Source organism: Cognatundibacterium rugosum (genome assembly GCF_014284365.1).
GTDB classification, from domain to species: Bacteria; Pseudomonadota; Gammaproteobacteria; order Burkholderiales; family Burkholderiaceae_D; genus Undibacterium; species Undibacterium rugosum.
Map to the genome: position 1 here is coordinate 112441 of NZ_JACOGG010000012.1, position 21976 is coordinate 134416.

Annotated in this window: 18 protein-coding genes and 1 tRNA gene; 9 read left to right on the top strand and 10 right to left on the bottom strand. The window is 52.2% G+C overall.

The window, feature by feature from the left end; translation table 11 throughout:
• Positions 1-374: 374 nt before the first annotated feature.
• Positions 375-1379, bottom strand: coding sequence for a TRAP transporter substrate-binding protein (locus H8K47_RS12420; RefSeq protein WP_186881730.1), 1005 nt, complete (start codon positions 1377-1379; stop codon positions 375-377).
• Positions 1380-1565: 186 nt separating this feature from the next.
• On the opposite strand from H8K47_RS12420, the gene H8K47_RS12425 reads away from it, so the two are divergent.
• From H8K47_RS12425 to H8K47_RS12435, 3 genes are all read left to right on the top strand, one after another.
• Positions 1566-3563 (top strand): PAS domain S-box protein, encoded by a 1998-nt coding sequence (locus H8K47_RS12425; protein ID WP_230410199.1) that lies wholly within the window; start codon positions 1566-1568, stop codon positions 3561-3563.
• A gap of 85 nt (positions 3564-3648) precedes the next feature.
• Positions 3649-4239, top strand: coding sequence for a response regulator transcription factor (locus H8K47_RS12430; RefSeq protein WP_186881731.1), 591 nt, complete (start codon positions 3649-3651; stop codon positions 4237-4239).
• A gap of 76 nt (positions 4240-4315) precedes the next feature.
• Positions 4316-5209, top strand: a complete 894-nt coding sequence (locus H8K47_RS12435) for an AEC family transporter (RefSeq protein ID WP_186881732.1) — start codon at positions 4316-4318, stop codon at positions 5207-5209.
• Here H8K47_RS12435 and queG read toward each other — a convergent pair.
• Entirely contained in the window at positions 5206-6294 is a 1089-nt protein-coding gene (gene queG, locus H8K47_RS12440; RefSeq protein WP_186881733.1) for a tRNA epoxyqueuosine(34) reductase QueG, read from the bottom strand. The two genes, H8K47_RS12435 and queG, sit on opposite strands and share 4 nt — an antisense overlap.
• A gap of 117 nt (positions 6295-6411) precedes the next feature.
• Here queG and tsaE point away from each other — a divergent pair, with 117 nt between their 5' ends.
• Positions 6412-6897 (top strand): tRNA (adenosine(37)-N6)-threonylcarbamoyltransferase complex ATPase subunit type 1 TsaE, encoded by a 486-nt coding sequence (gene tsaE / locus H8K47_RS12445; RefSeq protein ID WP_162021502.1) that lies wholly within the window; start codon positions 6412-6414, stop codon positions 6895-6897.
• A complete protein-coding gene (locus tag H8K47_RS12450) occupies positions 6861-8270 on the top strand; it encodes an N-acetylmuramoyl-L-alanine amidase (protein ID WP_186881734.1) in 1410 nt (469 codons plus the stop codon). Before tsaE ends, H8K47_RS12450 begins: the two co-directional genes overlap by 37 nt.
• Here the strand turns inward: H8K47_RS12450 and H8K47_RS12455 are convergent.
• Both H8K47_RS12455 and H8K47_RS12460 read right to left on the bottom strand, forming a co-directional pair.
• Positions 8267-8656: a hypothetical protein gene (locus H8K47_RS12455; RefSeq protein ID WP_186881735.1), complete on the bottom strand. Its 390-nt coding sequence runs from the start codon at positions 8654-8656 to the stop codon at positions 8267-8269. The genes H8K47_RS12450 and H8K47_RS12455 overlap by 4 nt on opposite strands.
• A 15-nt stretch (positions 8657-8671) precedes the next feature.
• Positions 8672-9319 (bottom strand): VTT domain-containing protein, encoded by a 648-nt coding sequence (locus H8K47_RS12460; RefSeq protein ID WP_186881736.1) that lies wholly within the window; start codon positions 9317-9319, stop codon positions 8672-8674.
• Positions 9320-9433: 114 nt separating this feature from the next.
• Between H8K47_RS12460 and mutL the strand changes: the two genes are divergently transcribed.
• The 3 genes from mutL (at position 9434) to H8K47_RS12475 (ending at position 12468) form a co-directional block, all read left to right on the top strand.
• Positions 9434-11341, top strand: a complete 1908-nt coding sequence (mutL, locus tag H8K47_RS12465) for a DNA mismatch repair endonuclease MutL (RefSeq protein ID WP_186881737.1) — start codon at positions 9434-9436, stop codon at positions 11339-11341.
• 72 nt (positions 11342-11413) lie between these two features.
• Positions 11414-12355: a tRNA (adenosine(37)-N6)-dimethylallyltransferase MiaA gene (gene miaA / locus H8K47_RS12470; protein ID WP_186881738.1), complete on the top strand. Its 942-nt coding sequence runs from the start codon at positions 11414-11416 to the stop codon at positions 12353-12355.
• A 36-nt stretch (positions 12356-12391) separates the two neighbouring features.
• Positions 12392-12468, top strand: a tRNA-Met gene (locus H8K47_RS12475).
• Between the two features lie 212 nt (positions 12469-12680).
• Here H8K47_RS12475 and H8K47_RS12480 read toward each other — a convergent pair.
• From H8K47_RS12480 to H8K47_RS12505, 6 genes are all read right to left on the bottom strand, one after another.
• Positions 12681-14222: a S8 family peptidase gene (locus tag H8K47_RS12480; RefSeq protein WP_186881739.1), complete on the bottom strand. Its 1542-nt coding sequence runs from the start codon at positions 14220-14222 to the stop codon at positions 12681-12683.
• Between the two features lie 41 nt (positions 14223-14263).
• Complete coding sequence (locus tag H8K47_RS12485; RefSeq protein WP_186881740.1) at positions 14264-15901, bottom strand: RCC1 domain-containing protein; 1638 nt, start codon at positions 15899-15901, stop codon at positions 14264-14266.
• 357 nt (positions 15902-16258) lie between these two features.
• Complete coding sequence (locus H8K47_RS12490) at positions 16259-18070, bottom strand: family 2A encapsulin nanocompartment cargo protein cysteine desulfurase (protein WP_186881741.1); 1812 nt, start codon at positions 18068-18070, stop codon at positions 16259-16261.
• 5 nt (positions 18071-18075) lie between these two features.
• On the bottom strand, positions 18076-19005 hold the full coding sequence (locus H8K47_RS12495) for a family 2A encapsulin nanocompartment shell protein (protein WP_186881742.1): 930 nt from the start codon (positions 19003-19005) through the stop codon (positions 18076-18078).
• 79 nt (positions 19006-19084) lie between these two features.
• Positions 19085-20068, bottom strand: coding sequence for a serine O-acetyltransferase EpsC (gene epsC, locus H8K47_RS12500; RefSeq protein WP_186881743.1), 984 nt, complete (start codon positions 20066-20068; stop codon positions 19085-19087).
• Positions 20069-20096: 28 nt separating this feature from the next.
• Positions 20097-20561 (bottom strand): rhodanese-like domain-containing protein, encoded by a 465-nt coding sequence (locus tag H8K47_RS12505; RefSeq protein WP_186881744.1) that lies wholly within the window; start codon positions 20559-20561, stop codon positions 20097-20099.
• A 637-nt stretch (positions 20562-21198) separates the two neighbouring features.
• On the opposite strand from H8K47_RS12505, the gene H8K47_RS12510 reads away from it, so the two are divergent.
• Positions 21199-21894: a DUF3334 family protein gene (locus H8K47_RS12510; protein WP_186881770.1), complete on the top strand. Its 696-nt coding sequence runs from the start codon at positions 21199-21201 to the stop codon at positions 21892-21894.
• The last annotated feature ends 82 nt before the right edge of the window (positions 21895-21976 follow it).

Here is a 21976-nt window from a genome sequence, read left to right on the forward strand (position 1 = left end):
AAAGTACTATAAAGCATATAAAAATGTGGTAAACAAAATTAAAACCATAGATAGGCTGGCCATGTAGGGCTTTATTAAAATTAACAATAGATTTATATGCTTATTTTTAAATCAGATTTGGCGCAAGCACCCTATGTGTGTAATGCTAAACGTACATCTCTGTTTGCTACGCATACTCAATAAACATGGAATCACAAGTAACAAGGGGTTGCTCAAGACTGTTTTTGTAATACCAGATGCAAACGATCTCCTTTATCCATCCAGTCAAATTCGCGACTCTACGATGGCGATGCATATAAAGGAACAAAGCAGACAAGGATTTGACCTGGCTGTCAAATGAAACAGCTGACGCCACAAATAGAAAGCCGGATTACTTATTTAATACCGAGGCGGGCAGTTTCTTTATTGACGTTGGCAATGAGGTCTTTCCCGATACGGTTCTCCATATCCTTTTGCACGGATAACAAAGCCTTACGCCATTCTGCTTTTTCCTTTTCGGTCAGAACATACACCGTCGTCTTGCCGGATTTACGCACAGCCTCCAACGCATTGTCATTTTCCTGCTGCGCGATCGCATTCGCATATTTAGTTGCAGCTTTCATCGCAGCATCGAGATCATTGCGCACATCAGCCGGCAAACCATCCCAGAATTTTTTATTGACGATCACCGCATATCCCAGATAACCGTGATTGGTGACGGTGACATGCTTCTGCACTTCATGCATTTTTTGTGTGTACAGATTGGATGGTGGGTTTTCTGTGCCATCTACCACGCCAGTCTGTAGTGCCTGATACACCTCAGAAAACGCCAGAACCTGGGGAATAGCGCCGACAGCTCGCATCTGGGCATCTAAGACTTTAGAGGATTGAATGCGTAATTTCTGTCCTTTTAAATCCGATGGCAGATGGACAGGTTTATTGGAAGACATAAGCTTAAAACCGTTATCCCAGTAAGCCAGACCGGTAATACCTTTGGATTCCAGTTTTTTAAATAAATCCCGGCCTATCTGTCCCTCTGTCACCGCATACAGGACATCCTTGGTCGGGAAAATATACGGCAGATCGAAAACTTCAAATTCTTTCACGCCCAGCGGCCCGAACTTTGCAAGCGAAGGTGCCAGCATCTGTACTGCACCCAATTGCAAAGCTTCAAGTTCCTCTTTATCTTTGTACAGCATACTGTTTGGATAGACCTCGACCCGGACTTTTCCTTTGGTTGCCTTTTCTGCCAGTTCTTTAAAGCGTTCTGCAGCTTTACCTTTCGGCGTGTCACTGGCAACCACATGACTGAACTTAATCACGATAGGAGTCTGCGCAAATGCTGCACCGCTGATCAGTGGAAGAGTAAATAAGGAAAACAGGAGTGTCTTGATCTTCATGCTGGTCTCCGGGATTTTATTATTCAGAAGCGCGACAGTTTGGACGCTTCTATTTCTTTTATTTAATTTTTAATGCTCTGTGATTATTCAAAATTAACTGTGCTGATACTAGTGTGGATAACCACTATGCGATTAATAACTAGCATCGGGTTTCTGCTCAGCGGGGAGTAGATTACACTATATAGCATGAAAAAATTTTACCAATCGCAAACCTGGCCCAATCAGAAATGGCGCTGGATGATCCCTATCCTGCTGCTTGCGCTGTTTCTGGCTACCCTGATCTGGCTGCCCTGGCAGGCGCAAAGAATGGAAGCCAATGAAAGGCAGGAACAATTAATTGCCGACACGCTGTGGGTGGAACAGGCCATCATCTTTCAGTTAGACCGCAACGATGAAGTGGTACGACAAATCGGTTCAGATGTAGTGACGGCCGGCACACAGCCAAAAGCAGTGCTGGAACGCTTTCAGCAACTGCTATCCAGTAACCGTGAAATCGTGCGTATCAGCTGGATAGGACCAGAGGGCGAGACCGTCGTCTCAACCGAAAAAAAAGGAGACCCCTCTCAGGCCGGGCCACCACCGCACACTCTGGTATCGAGCGTTTTTGAAATCGACCGTAAAACACGCTGCTTTCTTCCTGCGCTGGATGCGGAAGCGCAGAGAAACAGCTATCTGATCAGTTGCCAGGTACCGTTGTACAAGCAAAACACGCACTACGGCAATATCGTAATCAGCTATCTGGCCAACGGCATTCTCGACGAACTGGTGCCCTGGTGGTTTGCGCAGGAAAATCAGATTTCCATCCTCGACAATGACGATACGGTATATGCCACGCGTGCCGCAGGTGGGGTGGGTAAAAACGTCTACACCCACAACCGCCAGCTGGAGTTGCCTGAGCTGAGTCTGATCTTACGTACCAACAGTACTAAGACAGAACCAAAAATCCTGTCTAATCTGCTCGTAGTCACCATCGTGCTGTTGTCGATAGGATTAATCTGGAGTTTGCTGGCGCTGTGGCGCGATATTAACCGCCGTCTGGCCGCAGAAGGCGCGTTGCGCCAGCAAGTGATTTTCCGTACTGCGATGGAAAATTCGCTGGTAACAGGTTTGCGCGCGCGCGACATGCAGGGACGTCTGACATATGTGAATCCGGCTTTTTGCAAGATGGTAGGCTATCCGGCTGAACAAATTATCGGCCACGTCCCGCCCATGCCTTACTGGGCACCGGAAGCCTATGAAGAATATCAGGAGCGCTTCAGTCAGTTATTGGCTGGCACGGTACCACAAGAAGGCTTTGAAACCATCTATCAGCATGCTAATGGTGAGCGTATCCAGGTTTTGATTTATGAATCTCCACTGATTGATGAATCAGGCAAGCAAACCGGCTGGATGAGCTCGATACTGGATATCTCTGAACTCAAACATGCGCAGGAAATCACGCGCCAGCAAGAAGAGAAGCTACATGCGAGTGCCAAACTGGCGACCATGGGGGAAATGGCATCCATGATGGCGCATGAACTGAATCAGCCTCTGGCGGCGATCTCCAGCTATACCACCGCAGCCTCGAATCTGATACAGGCTGGCGTTGCGGACCCTACGCTGCTGCAAAGCGCACTGGGCAAGGTCAATGCCCAGGCACAGCGGGCTGGCCAGATCATCCGCAGCGTTTATGATTTCGTCAAAAAACGCGATCCCGACCGCCAGTGCATCCATATCCGCGATGTGATTAACAGCGCACTGCCGTTGATAGAGCTGCAGGCGCAGCCTTCACACATTACGGTGTACGCCGATATGAGCGATCCTTTACCGCCTCTGCTGGCCGATCAGGTGCTGCTGGAGCAGGTATTACTCAATCTGACCCGCAATGCGATAGAGGCAATGCAACATACGGCGCAGGCACAAAAAATTTTACGCCTGCAAATCAGCTATGATGCGACAATGCAGCAAATTCAGATTCTGGTGATTGATCGCGGCCACGGTATCTCACAGCAAGTCGCAGAAAAGCTGTTCTCCCCCTTCTTTTCAACTAAAAATAGTGGAATGGGGATGGGTCTGAATATTTGCAGAACAGCCATAGAATTTCATGGCGGGCAGCTGACCCATAGTGCCAATCCTGAAGGTGGTACGATATTCCGGCTTGCCTTACCCGTCATCAGCAAAGACAATACTGCCGCGCATGGCTGATACAGCCTGAGTTTGCTGTCATCGTACGCAGGCCAGTCGTGCAAAAAAAGCCAGGCAGGCACTTAACAATCCGTGTGGAGAGACTATGTTACACATCATCGACGACGAAGAAGTAATCCGGGATTCGCTGTCCTGGCTTGCCCGTTCGCGCCAGATTGCTGCAGTCGGCTATGCCAGCAGCGAGCAGTTCCTGGCCGGACTGGAGCAAGGTTTCCGCTTCGATACCGAGGGTGATTGCGTGTTGCTGGACGTACGTATGCCGGGACTATCCGGCACCAGTCTGTTCGATATGCTGTCCGCCCGAAAACTGACCAAACGCCTACCCGTAATTTTTCTGACTGGGCATGGTGATGTGCCGATGGCGGTGGATACCCTTAAACGTGGTGCCTTTGATTTTTTTGAAAAGCCGTTCAATGACAATAAGTTGATGGACCGCGTACTGGAGGCACTGGCGATGTCGCGTGAAGCCGGTGTCACTGCGCAGATCCATGAACGGCTGGCCAGTCTGTCAGCGCGCGAAAAAGAAGTGCTGGATCTGATTTTGCTCGGGAAAATGAATAAAGTGATTGCCGATGAACTGGGGATCAGTATGCGTACTGTCGAAGTCCACCGCGCCCATATTTTCGATAAGATGCAAGTCAAAACTGCGGTGGAACTGGCTGGTCTGCTGAAATAAGTCCTTATCTGTATCCTATGCAGGATGCTCAGGCCTGCTATAGTCAGGCCACTTCAGTCAGCCTTATTTTGCCTCTATGTCTGTCTTCAATCTGCTGTTCCCCGATTTCAGTCTGATTTTGCTCGGTTTCCTGCTCGCACGTAAACAGCATTGGGGCGGACATTTCTGGAGCGGGGTGGAAAAGCTGGTCTACTTTTTTCTGTTTCCAGCCCTGCTGTTTTACACCACAGCCAAAACTCAATTTGATTTTCATTCGACCGGCAATATGCTCAAGACCGGTATCGCAGCGACCTGCTGCGCGATGACTTTGGGCTGGTTCACGCAATTTATATTCAAAGCGCCACCACGCTATTTTGAATCCGGCGTACAAACTGCATTCCGCTTCAATTCTTATATCGCGCTGGCGATCGCATCCCGCCTCGCGGGTGAGCAAGGCACAGGACTGATGGCGATCTTGATCGGTTTCCTGGTCCCGCTATGTAATATGGCTGCCGTCTATGCGCTAGCCCATAACAGTGGCCGGCTGCTCAAAGAAATCGCAAGTAATCCCTTGGTCGTTGGCACCGCCTGCGGCGTCATGTTCAGCCTGCTGGGCTGGCATCTGCCGGATGGTGTGGCAGCGACCTTATCCAGACTCGGTAACGCCTCTATTGCGCTGGGTTTGCTGGCCGTCGGTGCCGGTATCCGCCTCAGCGGATTACATGAAGCCAAAGGATATGCTGCCAGTTTTCTCACGATCAAACTGATGTTACTGCCTGCAGCCGGCTGGCTGATTGGCCGCTACCTGCAACTGCCCTTATTGCAATTACAAATCGTCGTGATTTTCTGTGGACTGCCTACCGCGTCCAGTGCATTTGTGCTGGCGGCACGTATGGGTGGCAACGGCCCCTTTGTCGCCTTTCTGGTCTCGGCCAGCACTTTATTATCCGCACTGAGCCTGCCATTCTGGTTAAGTGTGGTCGGTCCCTAAGCGGGTACAATCACGCCGTGCTGCTGCAATGCCCATAAGATATGCTCTCTGACCATGGCAGACGGATGCGTGGCACGCGTGGCTAAAGCCTGCACGATGTCCGCATCGGCATAATGCTCGCCAGCGGCGTTACCAAGTCCGACTGCCAAATTGCGTAACCAGCTTTCATGGCCGATGCGCCGGATAGGGCTGCCTTCCATATGGCGTAAAAACTGCTCCTCACTCCACAAAAATAAGTCCACCATACGCGCACGGTCCAACCCATGACGTACCGCAAAATCGTCGACTACCGCTTTTTGCGCGAATTTATTCCAAGGGCAGGCCAGCTGACAATCATCGCAGCCATACACCCGGTTACCAATCAGACTGCGCAATTCTACCGGTATAGAACCTTGTAGCTCTATCGTCAGATACGACACACAGCGGCGTGCGTCAACCTGGTAAGGTGCGACGATGGCCTGGGTCGGACAAGCCGTGATACAGGAGGAACATTGCCCGCAATGCTCAGTCACAGGCGCGTCAACTGGCAGGGGAATATCAACCAGCAGCTCACCTAAAAAAAACATAGAACCCGCATCGCGGCTGATCAGCAGACTGTGTTTGCCACGCCATCCCAATCCAGCCTGGCTGGCAAGCTCTACTTCCATCACGGGTGCAGAATCGGTGAATGCGCGGTAACCAAAAGGGCCGATTTCCTGCTGCACGCGGTCAGCCAGCTGCTGTAGCCGGTTCCGCAATACCTTATGATAATCGCGTCCTCGGGCATACACTGAAATCACGGCATCCTTGGCTGTACGATCGGCTTCGCGCGCGCGCCAGCCTTCATTCTGTGGCAGATAGTTCATCCGTGCTGAAATCACACGCAGCGTGCCCGGCACCAGTTCCTGCGGACGGCAGCGCTTCATGCCATGTGCCGCCATATACTGCATTTCGCCATGATAGCCAGCGTCCAGCCAACGCTGTAAGCCAGCTTCCGCGTGACTCAGATCGATATCAGCAATCCGGATTTCAGCAAAACCCAGCTCGCGTCCCCAGTCCTTGATACGCTGTGCGAGTTCTTGCAGTTGGTCAAGGGGCAGCGTCATCGCGAGCTCTTTGTATTTGTGTGAGTAGGCGCACACGGCAGCGGTTGCCACACAAGGAGGGAGCGATATGCTATGTTAGGAAAATTCATGAATAGAACAATAGAGATTTAGCTGGAAATGTCACATTATAAAACTACCCTGCACGATGAAGCGGCCACCCAGGCATTAGGAAAAAGTCTGGCGCAGGTACTGCAGCCTGGCATGCTGGTGTTTTTACACGGCGATCTGGGTGCCGGTAAAACCGCACTGACGCGTGCCCTGATCCATGCAGCCGGACATCAGGGCAGCGTCAAAAGCCCCACCTATACACTGGCGGAACCGTATGCCGTACATTTACACGGTCAGCCGGTTACGATCATGCATTTTGACCTGTACCGCATGGGAAGTCCCGAAGAATTTATCGATGCAGGTTTTCGCGAAGAACTGAATGCACAGACGCTGTGCCTGATCGAATGGCCGGAAAAAGCCGCCGGCGTGCTGCCAGAAGCCGATTTGCATGTGCATTTATCGGTTGCCGGTGATGGTCGTGAGGTAGAATTGCACGCGTTGTCTGCAAAAGGTATCGCATGTCTCGCATCACTCCACTTCGCTCCGAATCTCTGACTGGCGCCACCCACGCCAAAAAACGCCGCACCCTGCTGAAAGCCGGTGGCACGCTACTGCTGTCGGTCATGGCTCCGCACGCTGCACAAGCTGCAAAAATTCTGGCGGTAAGGGTATGGCCAGCGGAAGATTACACCCGCGTCACGCTGGAAAATGACAGCGAACTGAAAACGAATCATTTCACAGTCAAAAATCCGGAACGTCTGGTGGTCGATATTGAGGGCCTGGAGCTCAATCCCACCTTAAAAGAACTGGTTGCGAAAATTCAGTCTAATGATCCGTATATCCGTCAGGTACGCGTCGGCCAGAATAAGCCGAACGTGGTCAGGCTGGTGTTTGATCTGAAAGAGGAAGTAAATCCTCAGGTATTCACTCTGCAACCGATAGGCAACTACAAACACAGACTGGTGTTTGATCTGTACCCGGCCCAGCCAGCCGATCCGTTGGCGGCGCTGATAGAAAAAGGCGAGTGGCAAAAAGAAGCGACCCCGAAGCAAGTCGCACCGACTACCCCTAACCTGAATAATAATACTGGCAAACCCGAATTGCGCGGCGATGAGAAGCAAGTAAACAAACCGGGCGACAAGATCCCTGAAAAGCTAACGGAAAAACCAGACACCCAGCTGGCCGAAAAAAACGACAAAAATCGCGAAAAGTCAGTCAGTCGCCTGATTACGATTGCGATTGATCCCGGCCATGGCGGCGAAGACCCGGGCGCGCTGGGACGAAATGGCAGTCGCGAAAAAGATGTGGTGCTGGCGATTGCCAAACGACTCAAGGCAAAGATTGAGCAGCTCCCAAATATGCGGGTGATGTTGACGCGTGATGGCGATTATTTCGTCCCCTTGAACGTCAGGGTAGAAAAAGCACGTGCAGTGCAAGCCGATCTGTTCATGTCGGTACATGCGGATGCCTTTGTCAATTCTTCGGCGCGTGGTTCCTCGGTGTTTGCTTTATCCGAAAAGGGTGCGTCCTCGACCGCCGCACGCTGGCTGGCAGATAAGGAAAATGCAGCGGATCTGATTGGTGGCGTCAACATCAAAACCCATGATAAACAGCTGGCCAGTGTGCTACTGGATTTGTCCACCACGGCACAGATCAATGATAGTCTGAAGCTGGGAAAAGTCGTACTGAACGAAATCAGCGGTATCAACAAACTGCATAAAGGTGCGGTAGAACAGGCCGGCTTTGCAGTGCTGAAAGCGCCGGATATTCCCAGCATATTGATAGAAACCGCCTTTATTTCCAACCCAGAAGAAGAGGCACGCCTGACCGATAGCGATTATCAGGATCAGATGGCAGATGCCATCGTCAAAGGCGTCAAAAAGTATTTCTCTAAAAATCCCCCCTTAGCCAAAAGCCGTATGGCTTAATCGGCGCGCCCGGAGCACTCGGCGCTGTCCTTACCGTGTTCAGCGGAGGATGGCGCGGGCTCCAGCCAGGCGTTCGAATCGCAGGCGGTACCGGCTGCTATCCAGCGCCGCACACGCCGTGCAAACCAGGCATCCCAGCGCTGCGGCAGCCAGCGCCAGTAGGCAGATGGCTGGATCAGCATGCCGCAACGGTAGCAGCCATCCTGCTCACTCCATTGCAAAGCGCGGCAACTACCGGATAACTGCCGCAAAAAAAATTGCGCTACCGGGCAAGGCTCGGCAGCGCAACAGATTCCACAACCATTACAGGGCAAGCCCTCAGCGGGCTTAGCGGGGGCCTCCGGATGTATCCAGATCAGTCTGGCCGAAGTCCGCTCAGCTTTCATCGCAGCGCAGCCGCTTCAGGCCTTGCTGGCGACGCGGCGAAACAGTTTCCACAATGCGCCCAGCAAAAGTGGGATCACCGCAGCACCGACGCCGATTAAGACGATGGTGTTCAGATTCTTTTGTATGAAAGGGATATTGCCAAAGAAATAGCCACTCAGTACCAGGCTCAGTATCCAGAACAAGGCGCCCAACACGTTATACAGCTGGAAGGTACGGTGCGTCATCTCGGAGAAACCGGCGACGAAAGGTGCAAACGTGCGCACGATGGGCACGAAACGTGCCAGCACTACCGTCTTACCGCCATGCTTTTCATAAAATTCATGGGTTTTTTTCAAGGCATTTTTGTCTATCCAGCGGTAATCGCGCTCCATCACCTTATGCCCGATCAGGCTGCCTATCCAGTAATTGATGGTGTTGCCCGAGATCGATGCGATCAGCAGCAAAGCCACCAGCAACCAGGGGTTCATAGCACCAGTCGCGCAGAAAGCACCTGCAATAAACAGCAGTGAATCACCGGGTAAAAATGGAAAAATGACAAACGCAGTTTCACAAAACACGATAGCAAACAGCACGACATACACCATCGTTCCGTAATTAGCGATCACTTGCCCCAGCATTTTATCGACATGCAAAACCATGTCTAAGAGTTGCATCAAATCCATTTTCACCTCAATTAAGGAAACCGCCGCAATCATACACTAAGGCGCATGCTGCGCAAGGCTGAAAGCATGTCAGGATGGAAGGCAAGGCCGCTCAGCAAAGGTATAATCGCAGGAATGAATGCAAATACTCCCTCCCCTCAGTCTGTCCGGCCTATCCAGGCACTGCCCGACCACCTGATTTCGCAGATCGCTGCGGGTGAAGTGGTGGAACGCCCTTCCGCTGTCGTCAAAGAAGTGCTGGAAAACGCGCTTGATGCGGGTGCCAGCAATATCCATATCCGGCTGGAAGAAGGCGGCGTGAAACGCATCGCCATTACTGACAATGGGCGCGGCATCCCGCCCGAGCAGTTGCCACTGGCAGTGGCACGCCATGCGACCTCTAAAATATCTTCGCTGACAGAGCTGGAAAATGTCGCCACGCTGGGCTTCCGTGGCGAAGCGCTGGCTTCGATCGCCTCGGTATCCTTACTGACGCTGACCACACGCACAGCCGATGCCGCGCATGCCTGGCAAATTGAAAATGGACAGATTTCACCTGCGTCCGGCGCGCCCGGTACGACAGTCGATGTGCAGGATCTGTACTACAACACGCCGGCACGGCGTAAATTCCTGAAGTCAGAACAGACGGAATTCGGCCATTGTGCCGAAGTGGTTCGCCGCATTGCACTGGCGCGGCCAGACGTTTCCTTTTCCCTGAGTCATAATGGAAAAGCGGTCGATCACTGGAATGTGAGTGCGATCGACAAACGCAGCGCGCAAATCCTCGGCGAAAATTTTGCAGGCGCGCGGCTGCCATTGGATGAAAGTGCTGGCCCCTTACGGCTGCATGGTTTTGTCGGTTTGCCGACGGCCTCCAAAGGCCGTGCAGATGCGCAGTTTTTTTATGTGAATGGCCGTTTTGTACGTGACAAGCTGCTGACCCATGCGGTACGCGCCGCTTATCAGGATGTTCTGCACGGCGACCGCTATCCTTCGTACGTGCTGGCACTGGATCTGGACCCGGCGCTGGTCGATGTGAATGTCCATCCATCTAAAATTGAAGTCCGCTTCCGCGACAGCCGTGCGGTCCACCAATTTGTATTCCATGCGGTGCAGCGCGCCTTGGCTCAGACCTCCGCAACCGCCTTCGGCACCGTGCCAGCGCCAGCCACTGCGGCCAGTGCAACTGCGGTACTGGCCGGGAAAACCATGCCCTGGATCGCCGGTGAACAAGCTAGCTTTGCCAAGGAATTTGCAGCCGCCTCGCCCTATGCTGGCAGTACGCCCGGCTATACCGGCGCTGGCGCTTCCTACCCATCAGCCTGGCCACGGCCCGCAGCGCAAGGCGGCGTCTCACAAAATCTGGCGCGCTATGGCGCCTTATTTCAGGCACCTGAATCCGCTTCAGTATCTGAGCCTCACCCCGCTACGCTGCCAGCACGTGAATTACCTGCCGATGAAAACCCGCTGGGCTTTGCATTGGCGCAGTTACACGGCGTGTACGTACTGGCACAAAACACCAAAGGCCTGGTGCTGGTCGATATGCATGCCGCGCATGAACGCATCCTGTATGAACAATTAAAAAATGCACTCGATGAAGACAGCATGCCAGTACAGGCATTGCTGATACCGGTGACGTTTTATGCCGATACCATAGAAGTCGCAACAGTGGAAGAGCATCAGCACACGCTGAAAACCCTGGGCTTTGATATGACAGCGATTTCGCCAACCACACTGGCGGTGCGCGCGGTACCGGCCTTACTGAAAAATGCCGATGCCCAGTCACTGGCGCGTGATGTACTGCGTGATGTGAGGGAATTTGGCGGCTCACGCGTACTGATAGACCGTCGTAATGAATTGCTGGGCACACTGGCTTGCCATACTGCAGTCAGGGCCAACCGCAGCCTGACTATCCCGGAAATGAATGCACTGCTGCGCCAGATGGAGCAAACCGAGCGCGCCGATCAATGCAATCACGGACGGCCAACCTGGGTGCAGCTGGGGCTGCAAGACCTGGATAAAATGTTCCTGCGCGGCCAGTAAGCCACGCTTGCAGAACTGGCTGCCTGCTACAAGCAGTAAGCAGCCGCTCTGCTTCAAGAAAGCACGAAACACATGAAGTTGACCAATAAAGCCATCGCGATTATGGGCCCGACTGCATCCGGTAAAACGGCTGCAGCACTGGAAATCGCGCGACATCTGCCAGCCGAAATCATTTCGGTTGATTCTGCACTGGTATATCGCGATATGAATATAGGCACCGCCAAGCCCAGCGCCGAAGAGCTGGCGACGGTACCGCATCACCTGATCGACATCATCGATGCGGCGGATAGTTATTCGGTCGCCAGCTTCCGTAAAGAGGCAGCGCGCTTAGTTCAGGATATACAAAGCCGCGGCAAACTGCCCTTACTGGTCGGTGGCACCATGATGTATTTCAATGCACTCAAACACGGACTCGATGAACTGCCTGCGGCCGATGCAGCGCTGCGCGCTGAGCTTGATGCAGAAGCCGAACGCATAGGCGTCCCCGGCTTACATGCGCGCCTGGCACAGGTCGATCCTGAAACCGCAGCGCGACTGGCGCCAAATGACAGCCAGCGCATACAACGCGCACTGGAAATCTACCATCTGACTGGCCAGGCCATGTCGGCACTGCTGGCTAAACAGGTACGCAGCGGCCCGGATTTTCCTATGCTGTCTATTTCGCTGGAACCCAGCGAGCGTTCAGTGCTGCATCAGCGTATCGCGCGCCGCTTTGATCTGATGCTGGAACAAGGCTTTCTGGATGAAGTACGCACTTTGAAGCAAAGACCAGAGCTGCATGCCGACCTGCCGTCTATCCGCTGCGTCGGTTATCGCCAGGCCTGGGATTACCTGAATCAGCAATGCAGTTATGAAGAAATGCGCGAGCGCGGCATCATCGCGACCCGCCAATTAGCCAAGCGCCAGATCACCTGGCTACGCTCCATGCCTGAGCGCCACGTGATCGACTGCCTGAGCGCGCGCCCATTGCTAAGCATACTCGACACTACCTATAAATATCTGAACGACGCTTGACAAGGGCATCAAATCTCTCCATAATGTCGGTCTTTCGGTGATATAGCTCAGCTGGTTAGAGCACAGCACTCATAATGCTGGGGTCGGTGGTTCAAGTCCACCTATCACCACCAGAATGCTAAGCCCTTTGATTCGCAAGAATCAAAGGGCTTTTGCTTTTACCCAACCCAAATGCCCAAGCCTCAGAGCGCAGCACATCGTCAAAACGAGGCTGACCTCGCGTTAGCAATATCTATCTGCATCAGCAGTATTACTCAGATTTTCAGCCTCTTCCCTTAAAAAAAACCCGGGAAACTTCCCGGGTTTAATTCGCATCAGCAGCTACTTATTTGGCTTTAGCCGCATTCACTGCCGCTGCCGCATCAACAATACCGCCACCGCAAGCCGGGCAGTTTGCAGGTGGACGACGCGAGGTCTTAATCAACAGATCTTTGACCTGGGCCTGCGTCAGCTTAGGATTGACAGAAAGCATGAGCGCAACCACGCCAGCGACATGCGGTGTCGCCTGCGATGTACCTGCCATACCACCGTAGGCATTCACTTCCGTCGCAGACATTGCCGTGTAACTGGTTTTCCCTGTTGGCAGTGTCGAGAAAATGACATCTTCTGCCTTAGTATAACCACCGCCAGGAGCTGCAACCGTCACCGTACCACCGTAGTTGGAGTAGTAAGCACGTGCGCCATTGATATCCGTCGATGCAACTGTAATCACCCCAGGGCAATTTGCCGGACTGGACAACTTGGCATCAATCGCTTCATTGCCTGCTGCGATGACTACGATAGTTCCAGCATCCATCGCTGCCTTGTAGGCAGCGGCTGTGGTTTTGCTACAGGCATGAATGCCACCCAGCGACAAATTGATCACATTGGCTTTGTTGGTATTGACCGGCATGTTAGGAACTGTCAGTCCGGCAGACCATGCGACTGCATCAGAAATATCTGAGGTACTGCCGCCACATTGACCCAATACGCGTAACGGCAACACTTTCGCCATCGGCGCGACGCCGGTGATGCCTTTGCCATTATTCGCAGCGGCAGCTATCGTTCCGGCCACATGGGACCCATGCCAGGAACTATCTGATGCGCCAGACGATTTAAAGCAGGAAGAATTTGCATCGACCCAGTCACCCATATCCAGCGCGTCTGGCCCACGCACTGAGCTTCCGACAGTTGGCTTAGGCAAACGTGCGACCACATAACTGGAAATAAAATTGTATCCATACTGTCCAGCCTGACCACCTTGTGCAGGAATGAGATTGTCCATCAGATCTTCATGCGGGACATAGCCGGTATCAGCAACCGCCACCACAATACCTTTACCCTGGGTGACATCCCATGCCGCTGGAAGGTTTAACCCACCTGGCTGCTTACTTGACTCCTGCATATCCCATTGCTTGCTTGCATAGGACGGATCGGTAGGCACAGCGAGCCGACGCATGATGTAATCCGGCTCTGCATATTCAACCGAACTGTCACTTGCTGCTATCTTCTTGGCCAAGGCAATCAACTGAGAGGTTTTGAGATTGCCGCTTGCTTTATAAACCCAGGCTCCAGTTGCTAACTGACGTTTAATTTCAAATGCCATACCAGAGCTAGCCGTAGCCTGCTGCAATTTGGACAAACGTTGCGCCTGCATATTCAGCAATTCACCCTGGCCACCTTTGGAGGATGCATAAGCTTCCGCGTTAAAACGGTCATTGCGATACTTCACAATGATCTGATCCAGATACTCGTCCTGCCCAGACTGCGCATTATTTGCGTGAGCCTTGTTTGGTGCTGTTACATTCGCTGTTGTTGTACCAGATACCAGTACCATACTGAATGCTGCGGCAACGATCAATGCCGATTTTTTGAGTGTTAATTTCATAAATTGTGTCTCCGATGTCTAAGTTCCGTGAACGATCAGCATTATTGGCTAAATGGGATTTTAGTCAGATTCGCAGCGACAGAACTGCTATCGCCACCTGCCCAAGCATCTCCCCAAGTCACGTAGGAACCATCTTTTGCTACCGCCAGAAATGCACCATAAGGTGTCGCATAAATGGCGCGAATATTGGTCAGCTTAGCGGCTACATCTGCGCTGTCGCCACCTTTGCTACCCATGCCCCAGGTCACAACGGTACCGTCAGATTTCAACGCAGCGAATGCAAATTTATTAGCAGTAATTGCCACTACATTCGTCAGACGTGCTGCTACTGCAGAGCTGTCACCGCCATTTTGTGGATCCCCCCATGTAACCACGCTGCCATCTTGCTTCAATGCTGCGAATGCGTATTCAGAATTCACAATCGACTTCACATTGACCAAAGAGGCCTGAACCTTATTCAAGCTGTCATTCATACGAATGGCATCACCCCAGGCGACAACTGAACCGTCCTCTTTCAGGGCAGCAAATGCTGTATTGGTCGAGTAAACCTGCGCAACATTAACGAGCAGCTTAGCCACAGAACCTGCATCAGCTGAATCGACCTCACTGACATAACCAAACGCAGTGGCAGTTTTTTTGCCATCAACGGCAACGCCCGTATAGCCGTTCATGAACAATTTTGCTGCGCCTGTTACCTCAGGAACCGGTACCGACTGATCATCTCCGGTATGTCCGTAGCCATATCCCCAGTTAACCACGGTGCCATCTTTACGCAAAGCCAGGAAGTCGTAATTGCCGCCTACAATTTGCGTGACGTCTTTAAGGATAGTGCTCACATAACTGGAGTCGCCACCAGTCTCTTGTTTACCGAAGGTAACAACCGTACCATCCTTTTTCAGGGCAGCATAGGAACCCTCATTGCTGACGATGGTCAGCACATCTTTCATGGCGGCTTTCACGGTAGGGCTAAAGCCAAACGCTTGATTCACCATCATCACGTCGTTACCCTTCATGCCACGGGCACGTCCCCATGCAGCGACGGTGCCATCTTTTTTGACTGCAAAATAGGCGACTTTACCTGGGATAATCGCCACAACATCCGTCAAAGGATCGGTCGCAATCGCACCGGTAGTTGGATACGCGAGTTTAGGATCTGCAATACCAATAAAACTACTGCCCCAAGCTTTCACCGTTGCATCAGGCAAAATGGCGGCAAACCCACGCTCAGAAGGATAAAGCTGCGTAATATTGGTGAGACTGGCAGACAACGTACCGCCGGCCCCCCAGACCGGATTGCCCCAGGCAATTGGACTTCCCGATTTAAGGACTGCAAACGCTGCCGCGGAACTAAAGACAGAGTTAGCCGCCAAGGTTTGCGAAGCACTCACCTCGTTGCAGTTGGCAGTCGCTATCACAGCAGCATCAGGCTGAGAGTCTTGTATGCTGAGTCCGCTACCCAGCTTAACGCCGCCCGCCGTAGCCCAACTGACTGTCGGTGCGGTCGCGCAATTGGTCGCATTGACGACGGCAGTTAAAGTACTGCCCCTAGCACCGAATATGTCGATACTGACTTCAGTTTTTGCCTGAGCCAGCACTTCACTCAGAGAGGAATCCCCCCCGCAACCTGCAACCAGCATCCCTACTGTCGAGGTCAATAAAATGGATTTATAGTGTCTCATATAATTTATGTTATCCAGAGAGTTGATCGAAAATTGAGCAATTTATTTTCACAAAGAAAGCAATTAACCAAAACTTAGGCAAAAAATTTTCACTCAAGGCTATATTAGCCAAAAGAACATTTAGAGAAGATACTTTTGTAATCAATATGATATAAATTTTTACAATAAGGTTACAAAATCGTCCCAATTTCGCAACAATTAAGCACCTTCCCTTGAATCACAAGCATCAATTTTTTTCATTTCATCAACTAATGCATGCAGGCATAAGAAAAAATACCCGCCGAAAAATCATCCCGGCAGGCATTAGATACAACGGATCAGTTCGCAGTGACCTAGGCTTAATATGCAGACGCGGCCTCAGATCCCCCTTCTTTGGGTGGCCAGTCTGGCCACGACAGCCACCAGACGATCCACTTCCTCGCAGGTGTTGTAGAACGCCAGCGAAGGCCGCACGGTGGCTTCGAGACCAAAACGACGTAGTATGGGTTGGGCGCAATGGTGGCCAGACCGGACTGCGATACCCTCCTCATTGAGCGCTTTACCGACTTGCTCGGTCTGATATCCAGCCAGCACAAACGACAAGACGCTGGCTTTATCTTGCGCCGTTCCGACCAGACGCACACCGGGTATCGCTTGCATGCCATGGGTGGCATACACCAGCAAATCATGCTCGTAGCGGGCAATGTTTTCTATGCCGATACGCTCGATGTAATCAATTGCAGCCCCCAGTCCGACTGCATCAGCGATGTTGCCGGTTCCCGCCTCAAAACGCGCTGGTGGTGGTTGATACACGGTGCGTTCAAAGCTCACATCGGCAATCATATTGCCACCGCCTTGCCAGGGTGGCATTTCTTCCAGCAAGGCACGCTTGCCATACACCACGCCTATCCCGGTTGGGGCAAATAATTTGTGTCCGGAAAACACAAAAAAATCGGCATCCAGCGCTTGTACGTTGACCCGTATATGCGAGACAGATTGCGCGCCATCGACCAACACTTTGGCACCGGCCTGGTGCGCCAGTTCTATGATCTGCGCAACCGGAACCACGGTGCCCAGCGCATTCGATACTTGCGTAACGGATACCAGTCTGGTGCGGCTATTGAGCAAGCGGCTGAACTCACTGAGCATGACCTGACCATTGTCATCAACCGGTATCACCCGCAGCTTCGCACCTTTACGCGCCGCCAGCTGCTGCCAGGGCACGATATTGGCGTGGTGCTCCAGATGTGAAACGATGATTTCATCATCCTTGCCTATCTGCTGCTCCCCCCAGGTATTGGCGATCAGATTGATGCCTTCGGTGGTGCCGCGTACAAAGATAATTTCTTCCGGCGAAGCCGCACCGAGAAAACGGGTGACTTTCTTACGCGCAGCTTCATACGCATCGGTGGCACGGGCAGCCAGTTCGTGCGCAGCACGATGGATATTCGAGTTTTCGTGCGCGTAAAAATAAGCGATACGGTCTATCACCGATTGCGGTTTCTGGGTGGTCGCAGCATTGTCGAACCAAACCAGCTGACGCCCATTCACTCTTTCCTGCAAAATGGGGAAATCAGTGCGTATCGCATGCACATCAAACGGCGGCCTGGCACTGGCTGCCAGATTTGGCACGGCGCCCGCATGATGTCCACTGGGACCGGGATATCTGGCCGGTTCAATAAAGTAATAGGCTTGCACAGGATCAGACGAACGAGCTGCCGCGATCCCGCCAGAATGCAGCGCCGGCTCATCCTTGCTCAGCAAACCACGCAGATCGTGGTCTGTCGGCGTATTAAAACTTTGCAGGTCGGGCAAACGGTGACCACCCGCAACAGAAGGATAGGCGCTGGCTTCACCCAGAAAATAATAGGGGCTGCTAACTGGCGCAGGATTATGTGCAGGCTGTAGTCCGATCGCCGGAAGCGCCGCAGCATAGCCTTGCGGCACGCCCTGCGCCAGCCCTGATTTAGGCGAAGCTGGCAGCGCTTCAGGCAAACCCCGCGGTGCAGCTTGCAACGCGGGTGCGGGTAAGGCTCCCGCATTGCCCGTTACTGCCTGGCGCTCTGGGCGCTCTGGTCTGACTTCCCCGTTTGGCAAGGTGGCGAAAAAGTCATTCGCCAGTTCTGCCAATTGCGCCAACGCTGCCGGGTCAGGCAAACCACTGCTATAAGGTAGTGGAGCTGTACTCATGGGGTTTATTTATAAGTATCCGGATAATCATGGAACTTGCCGATTTCTACATCGTCAAGCACCGCCAGTGCATCGTCAGACTGTATCGCGAGTGAGCAATACAGAGAAATCAGATACGAAGAAATTGCATTGCGGCTGATCCCCATGAAACGCACGGATAAGCCCGGGCTCTGCTCTCCGGCCAGACCTGGCTGGAATAAGCCAACCACACCCTGACGTTTATCTCCGACGCGCAGCAACAAAATTTTGGTTTTTCCATCGGCCACCGGAACTTTGTCCGAAGGAACCAGGGGAATACCACGCCAGGTCAGGAATTGCGATCCAAACAGGCTGACAGTAGGCGGTGGCACACCACGTCGTGTGCATTCGCGACCAAACGCTGCGATCGCCAGCGGGTGAGTCAGGAAAAATGCGGGTTCCTTCCAGACCTTGCTCAGTAACTCATCCAGATCATCTGGGGTAGGTGCGCCGGTCAGCGGGAAAATGCGCTGTTCTTCAGCCACGTTGGCGAGCAGACCATAATCAGGATTGTTGATCAGCTCACTTTCCTGGCGCTCTTTAATGGTTTCTACCGTCAGACGTAACTGCTCCTTAATCTGGTCATGCGGACTGCTGTACAGATCAGAAACCCGGGTATGCACATCAAGTACGGTGGATACCGCATTCAAAAAGTATTCGCGCGGCTTTTCATCGTAATCGACAAAGGTTTGTGGCAATTCAGATTCATCACGCTGGGAACAGGCCACCCGCACATCGCGTGGATTTTTTACCTTATTTAAACGATAGATACCCGCTTCGACCGGCAACCATTCCAGCAGATGTGTGAGCCAGCGCGGGCTGACGGTGGACAGCTTAGGAACGGTTTTCGTTGCATTCGCCAACTGGCGTGCTGCATCATCACTCAGTGCTAATTGCGGGGAAGGTACTTCTGCCATATCTGCTCCAGGAATCAAGGTGGTTGAAAAATCAAGGTTGAAGGTGACGCAAAATCGCTAAAAAAAATCCTGCGTCTGATCAAGTATCAGAGGCAGGAAAATGTTGTATTTGCTGCTGTATTTGCTGTTGAGGCCCAGCCTGTGTCACATGAGCACCGGCCGGTACATCCTGGGTAATCCAGACATTACCGCCGATCACAGCACCACGCCCCAATGTGATACGGCCCAACACAGTCGCACCGGCATAAATCACGACATCGTCTTCGACAACGGGATGACGTGGCAGGCCTTTTTGCAGATTACCCTCTGCATCAGTAGGAAAGCGTTTAGCGCCCAAGGTCACAGCCTGATAGATGCGTACATTGGCGCCTATCACGGCAGTCTCTCCAATCACCACACCAGTACCGTGGTCAATAAAAAAGCCGGTTCCTATACTGGCACCGGGATGGATATCAATACCGGTCTGGGCATGCGCCAGCTCGGCGGCGATGCGTGCCAGCAAAGGTAAACCTAAGCGATACAATTGATGCGCGATACGATGATGTATCAGCGCCAATATGCCGGGATAGCACAGCAGCACTTCATCCACACTGCGCGCCGCGGGATCGCCCTGATAAGCGGCCAACACATCGGTATCGAGTAAAGTCCGGATTTCCGGCAATGCACGCGAGAAGCTGCGTACAATTTGCAAGGCCAGATGCTCGACATCCGCAGACTCCTGCGCCTGATAACGGGCCGCATACTGCAGCTCCAGTCTGGCTTGCGCATACAAGGAGTGCAGCACCAAATCCAGCGTATGACCAACATAAAAGTCTTCGCTCTCCTGACGCAACTGCACTGGTCCCAATCGCATAGGAAACAAAGCGCCACGTAAATCAGCCAGTATCTGCGCTACCGCGTCGCGCGACGGCAGCTCGCGGCCACCGGGCTCCGTGGGTCGGCGACGCGCTTCGCGCCATTGTTGCCTGACTGCAGATAACTCACTGACCACACGTTCTATATCAAATACCGGAGCACGACTATCGACGGCAACAATATTCTTGATTCTGGCATTCGCACTCATCTGTTCACTCCGTCTGTGCAGGCTAAATTTAGCTTTGTATCCACGGCAAACCGTGGAAGCGCCAGCCATCTTCCGTGCCTCGATGATGCTGCGCATTGATCTCACCCTCGAAGCCTTCGAGCACATTGTGGACATCAGTAAATCCAGCCTTTCTGGCCGCTTCTGCCGCCAGGGCAGAACGCTTACCGCTACGACATAAAAGCAGGATTTTTTTATCTTTTGCGACTTTCGCTTCGAGTTCGCGCACAAAACGCGGATTACGGGTCAGGCTGGTACCAGTTGCCCAGGCCACGTGCAGGCTGTCAGGCACATAACCGACAAAGCTGCGCTCCTCAGTTGTACGCACATCCACCAACACTGCCGCTCCACTGGAGAACAGCGTCCAAGCCTGCTGCGGTGATACGCCATCGTCCGGTGCCAGGATCAGCGGCGCTGCACTGTTGAGCGCATCCTGTTCGGCCCGGGAAATGGGATCATGTAATACGGCGCTCATACGCTCGCCTCCTTTGCTGAATCTTTACAAAATTTTTGCTGCAACTTTTACATTGCGATTAGCAAGCATAAGAAACATACGGGCTGAGGAAAACGAATAAATACGCACTTAGATATAACAATTGTGTGTTCACCGCCTCACAAAAATTGCAAATAAAATATCTTCCATGGAAGATGGCGATCAAAAGTCATTTCCGTACCAGGTGGAGAGCGCCTGCAAAGTGGATAGGCGATACGGCTCATCGGTTGCTATTTGGCAACTCAAATGGCCCCTAAGCAGGCGTACGCTGCGTCAATTCCATGCTAACGGCTTAAACATGTGGACGCAGCAGCGTTCGTTCAGTATTCTTGCTGTATCTGGATGAAAGTTTTTTCTTGGAAAAGATTTCAGATTCTGCATAAGCAAACAACCAGCCTAAAGAATAGTCAGGGCATTAAGCAGGTAATCTGAACATGATTGAGAAAATCGTCATCCCCAACTGAAAGCATCAAGATCACGACCCTTCATCACTCAGTACGACTTCCTGTATGCCAGGCAAACCCATCGGCGCTGATATCGCATCAACAATGGACAGGCGGGCACAGGCTTTTTGTTGAATGGCGTGTTCATTTTTAAGCAATAAATGAAGGAGTTAACCATGGTCCCGGAAGAAACAAGTGTCGTCTACGGAACAGAGGATTTACTGGCGAGTTTATGTAACTCCGTCATCCGCGTTCTGAATGTCGCGACACACAGCAAAGTGCATTATTCCGCGATGGTGCAGCGTATTACCAAGATCGGTCTGAAACCGGATATTGGCTGTTTTGTGCTGTTTGATGGCGGTTTTTCAGGGCTGGTCGTGTTGAATTTCAACGGCGAGACTGCATTAGAAATCTACGAAAAATACATGCTCAACATGGGCATGCCCAAATCTGAACTGGCAACCTCTTTCACATCGGATGAAGTCGCGAATATTCTGGGCGAACTGATGAATCAGATCGTCGGTGATTTCACAGGTAAGATACGGCGCGAACTGCAGACCAATATCACCCAAAACCAGCCGAAAATGCTGGTGCTGAATAAGCAGGTCATGCTGAGTGTAGATACACCACTGGACCGGCCGGAGCTGCGCCGCGTCTCCTTCTTCACTGAAAAAAACAATATCTTCTATCTGGAACTGGCGATAGACCGTACCGAATTCATCAAGCTGCATGATTTCGACGCGCATGAAATACCGGATCCGGATGCCTTGCTGGACTATGAGCAATCGGGACACGAAACGAGCAAAGCACCCGCTGTGGCATCCCAAGCTGACGATGATAACGATGAGTTACTCAAGTCTTTAGGCATGTAAGACAAAAACAAACTTTGTAATCTGAACGGCACCTGCGTGTGCCGTTTTTGCATCTAAAAATCAGCGCCGTCGCGTGTCTGTC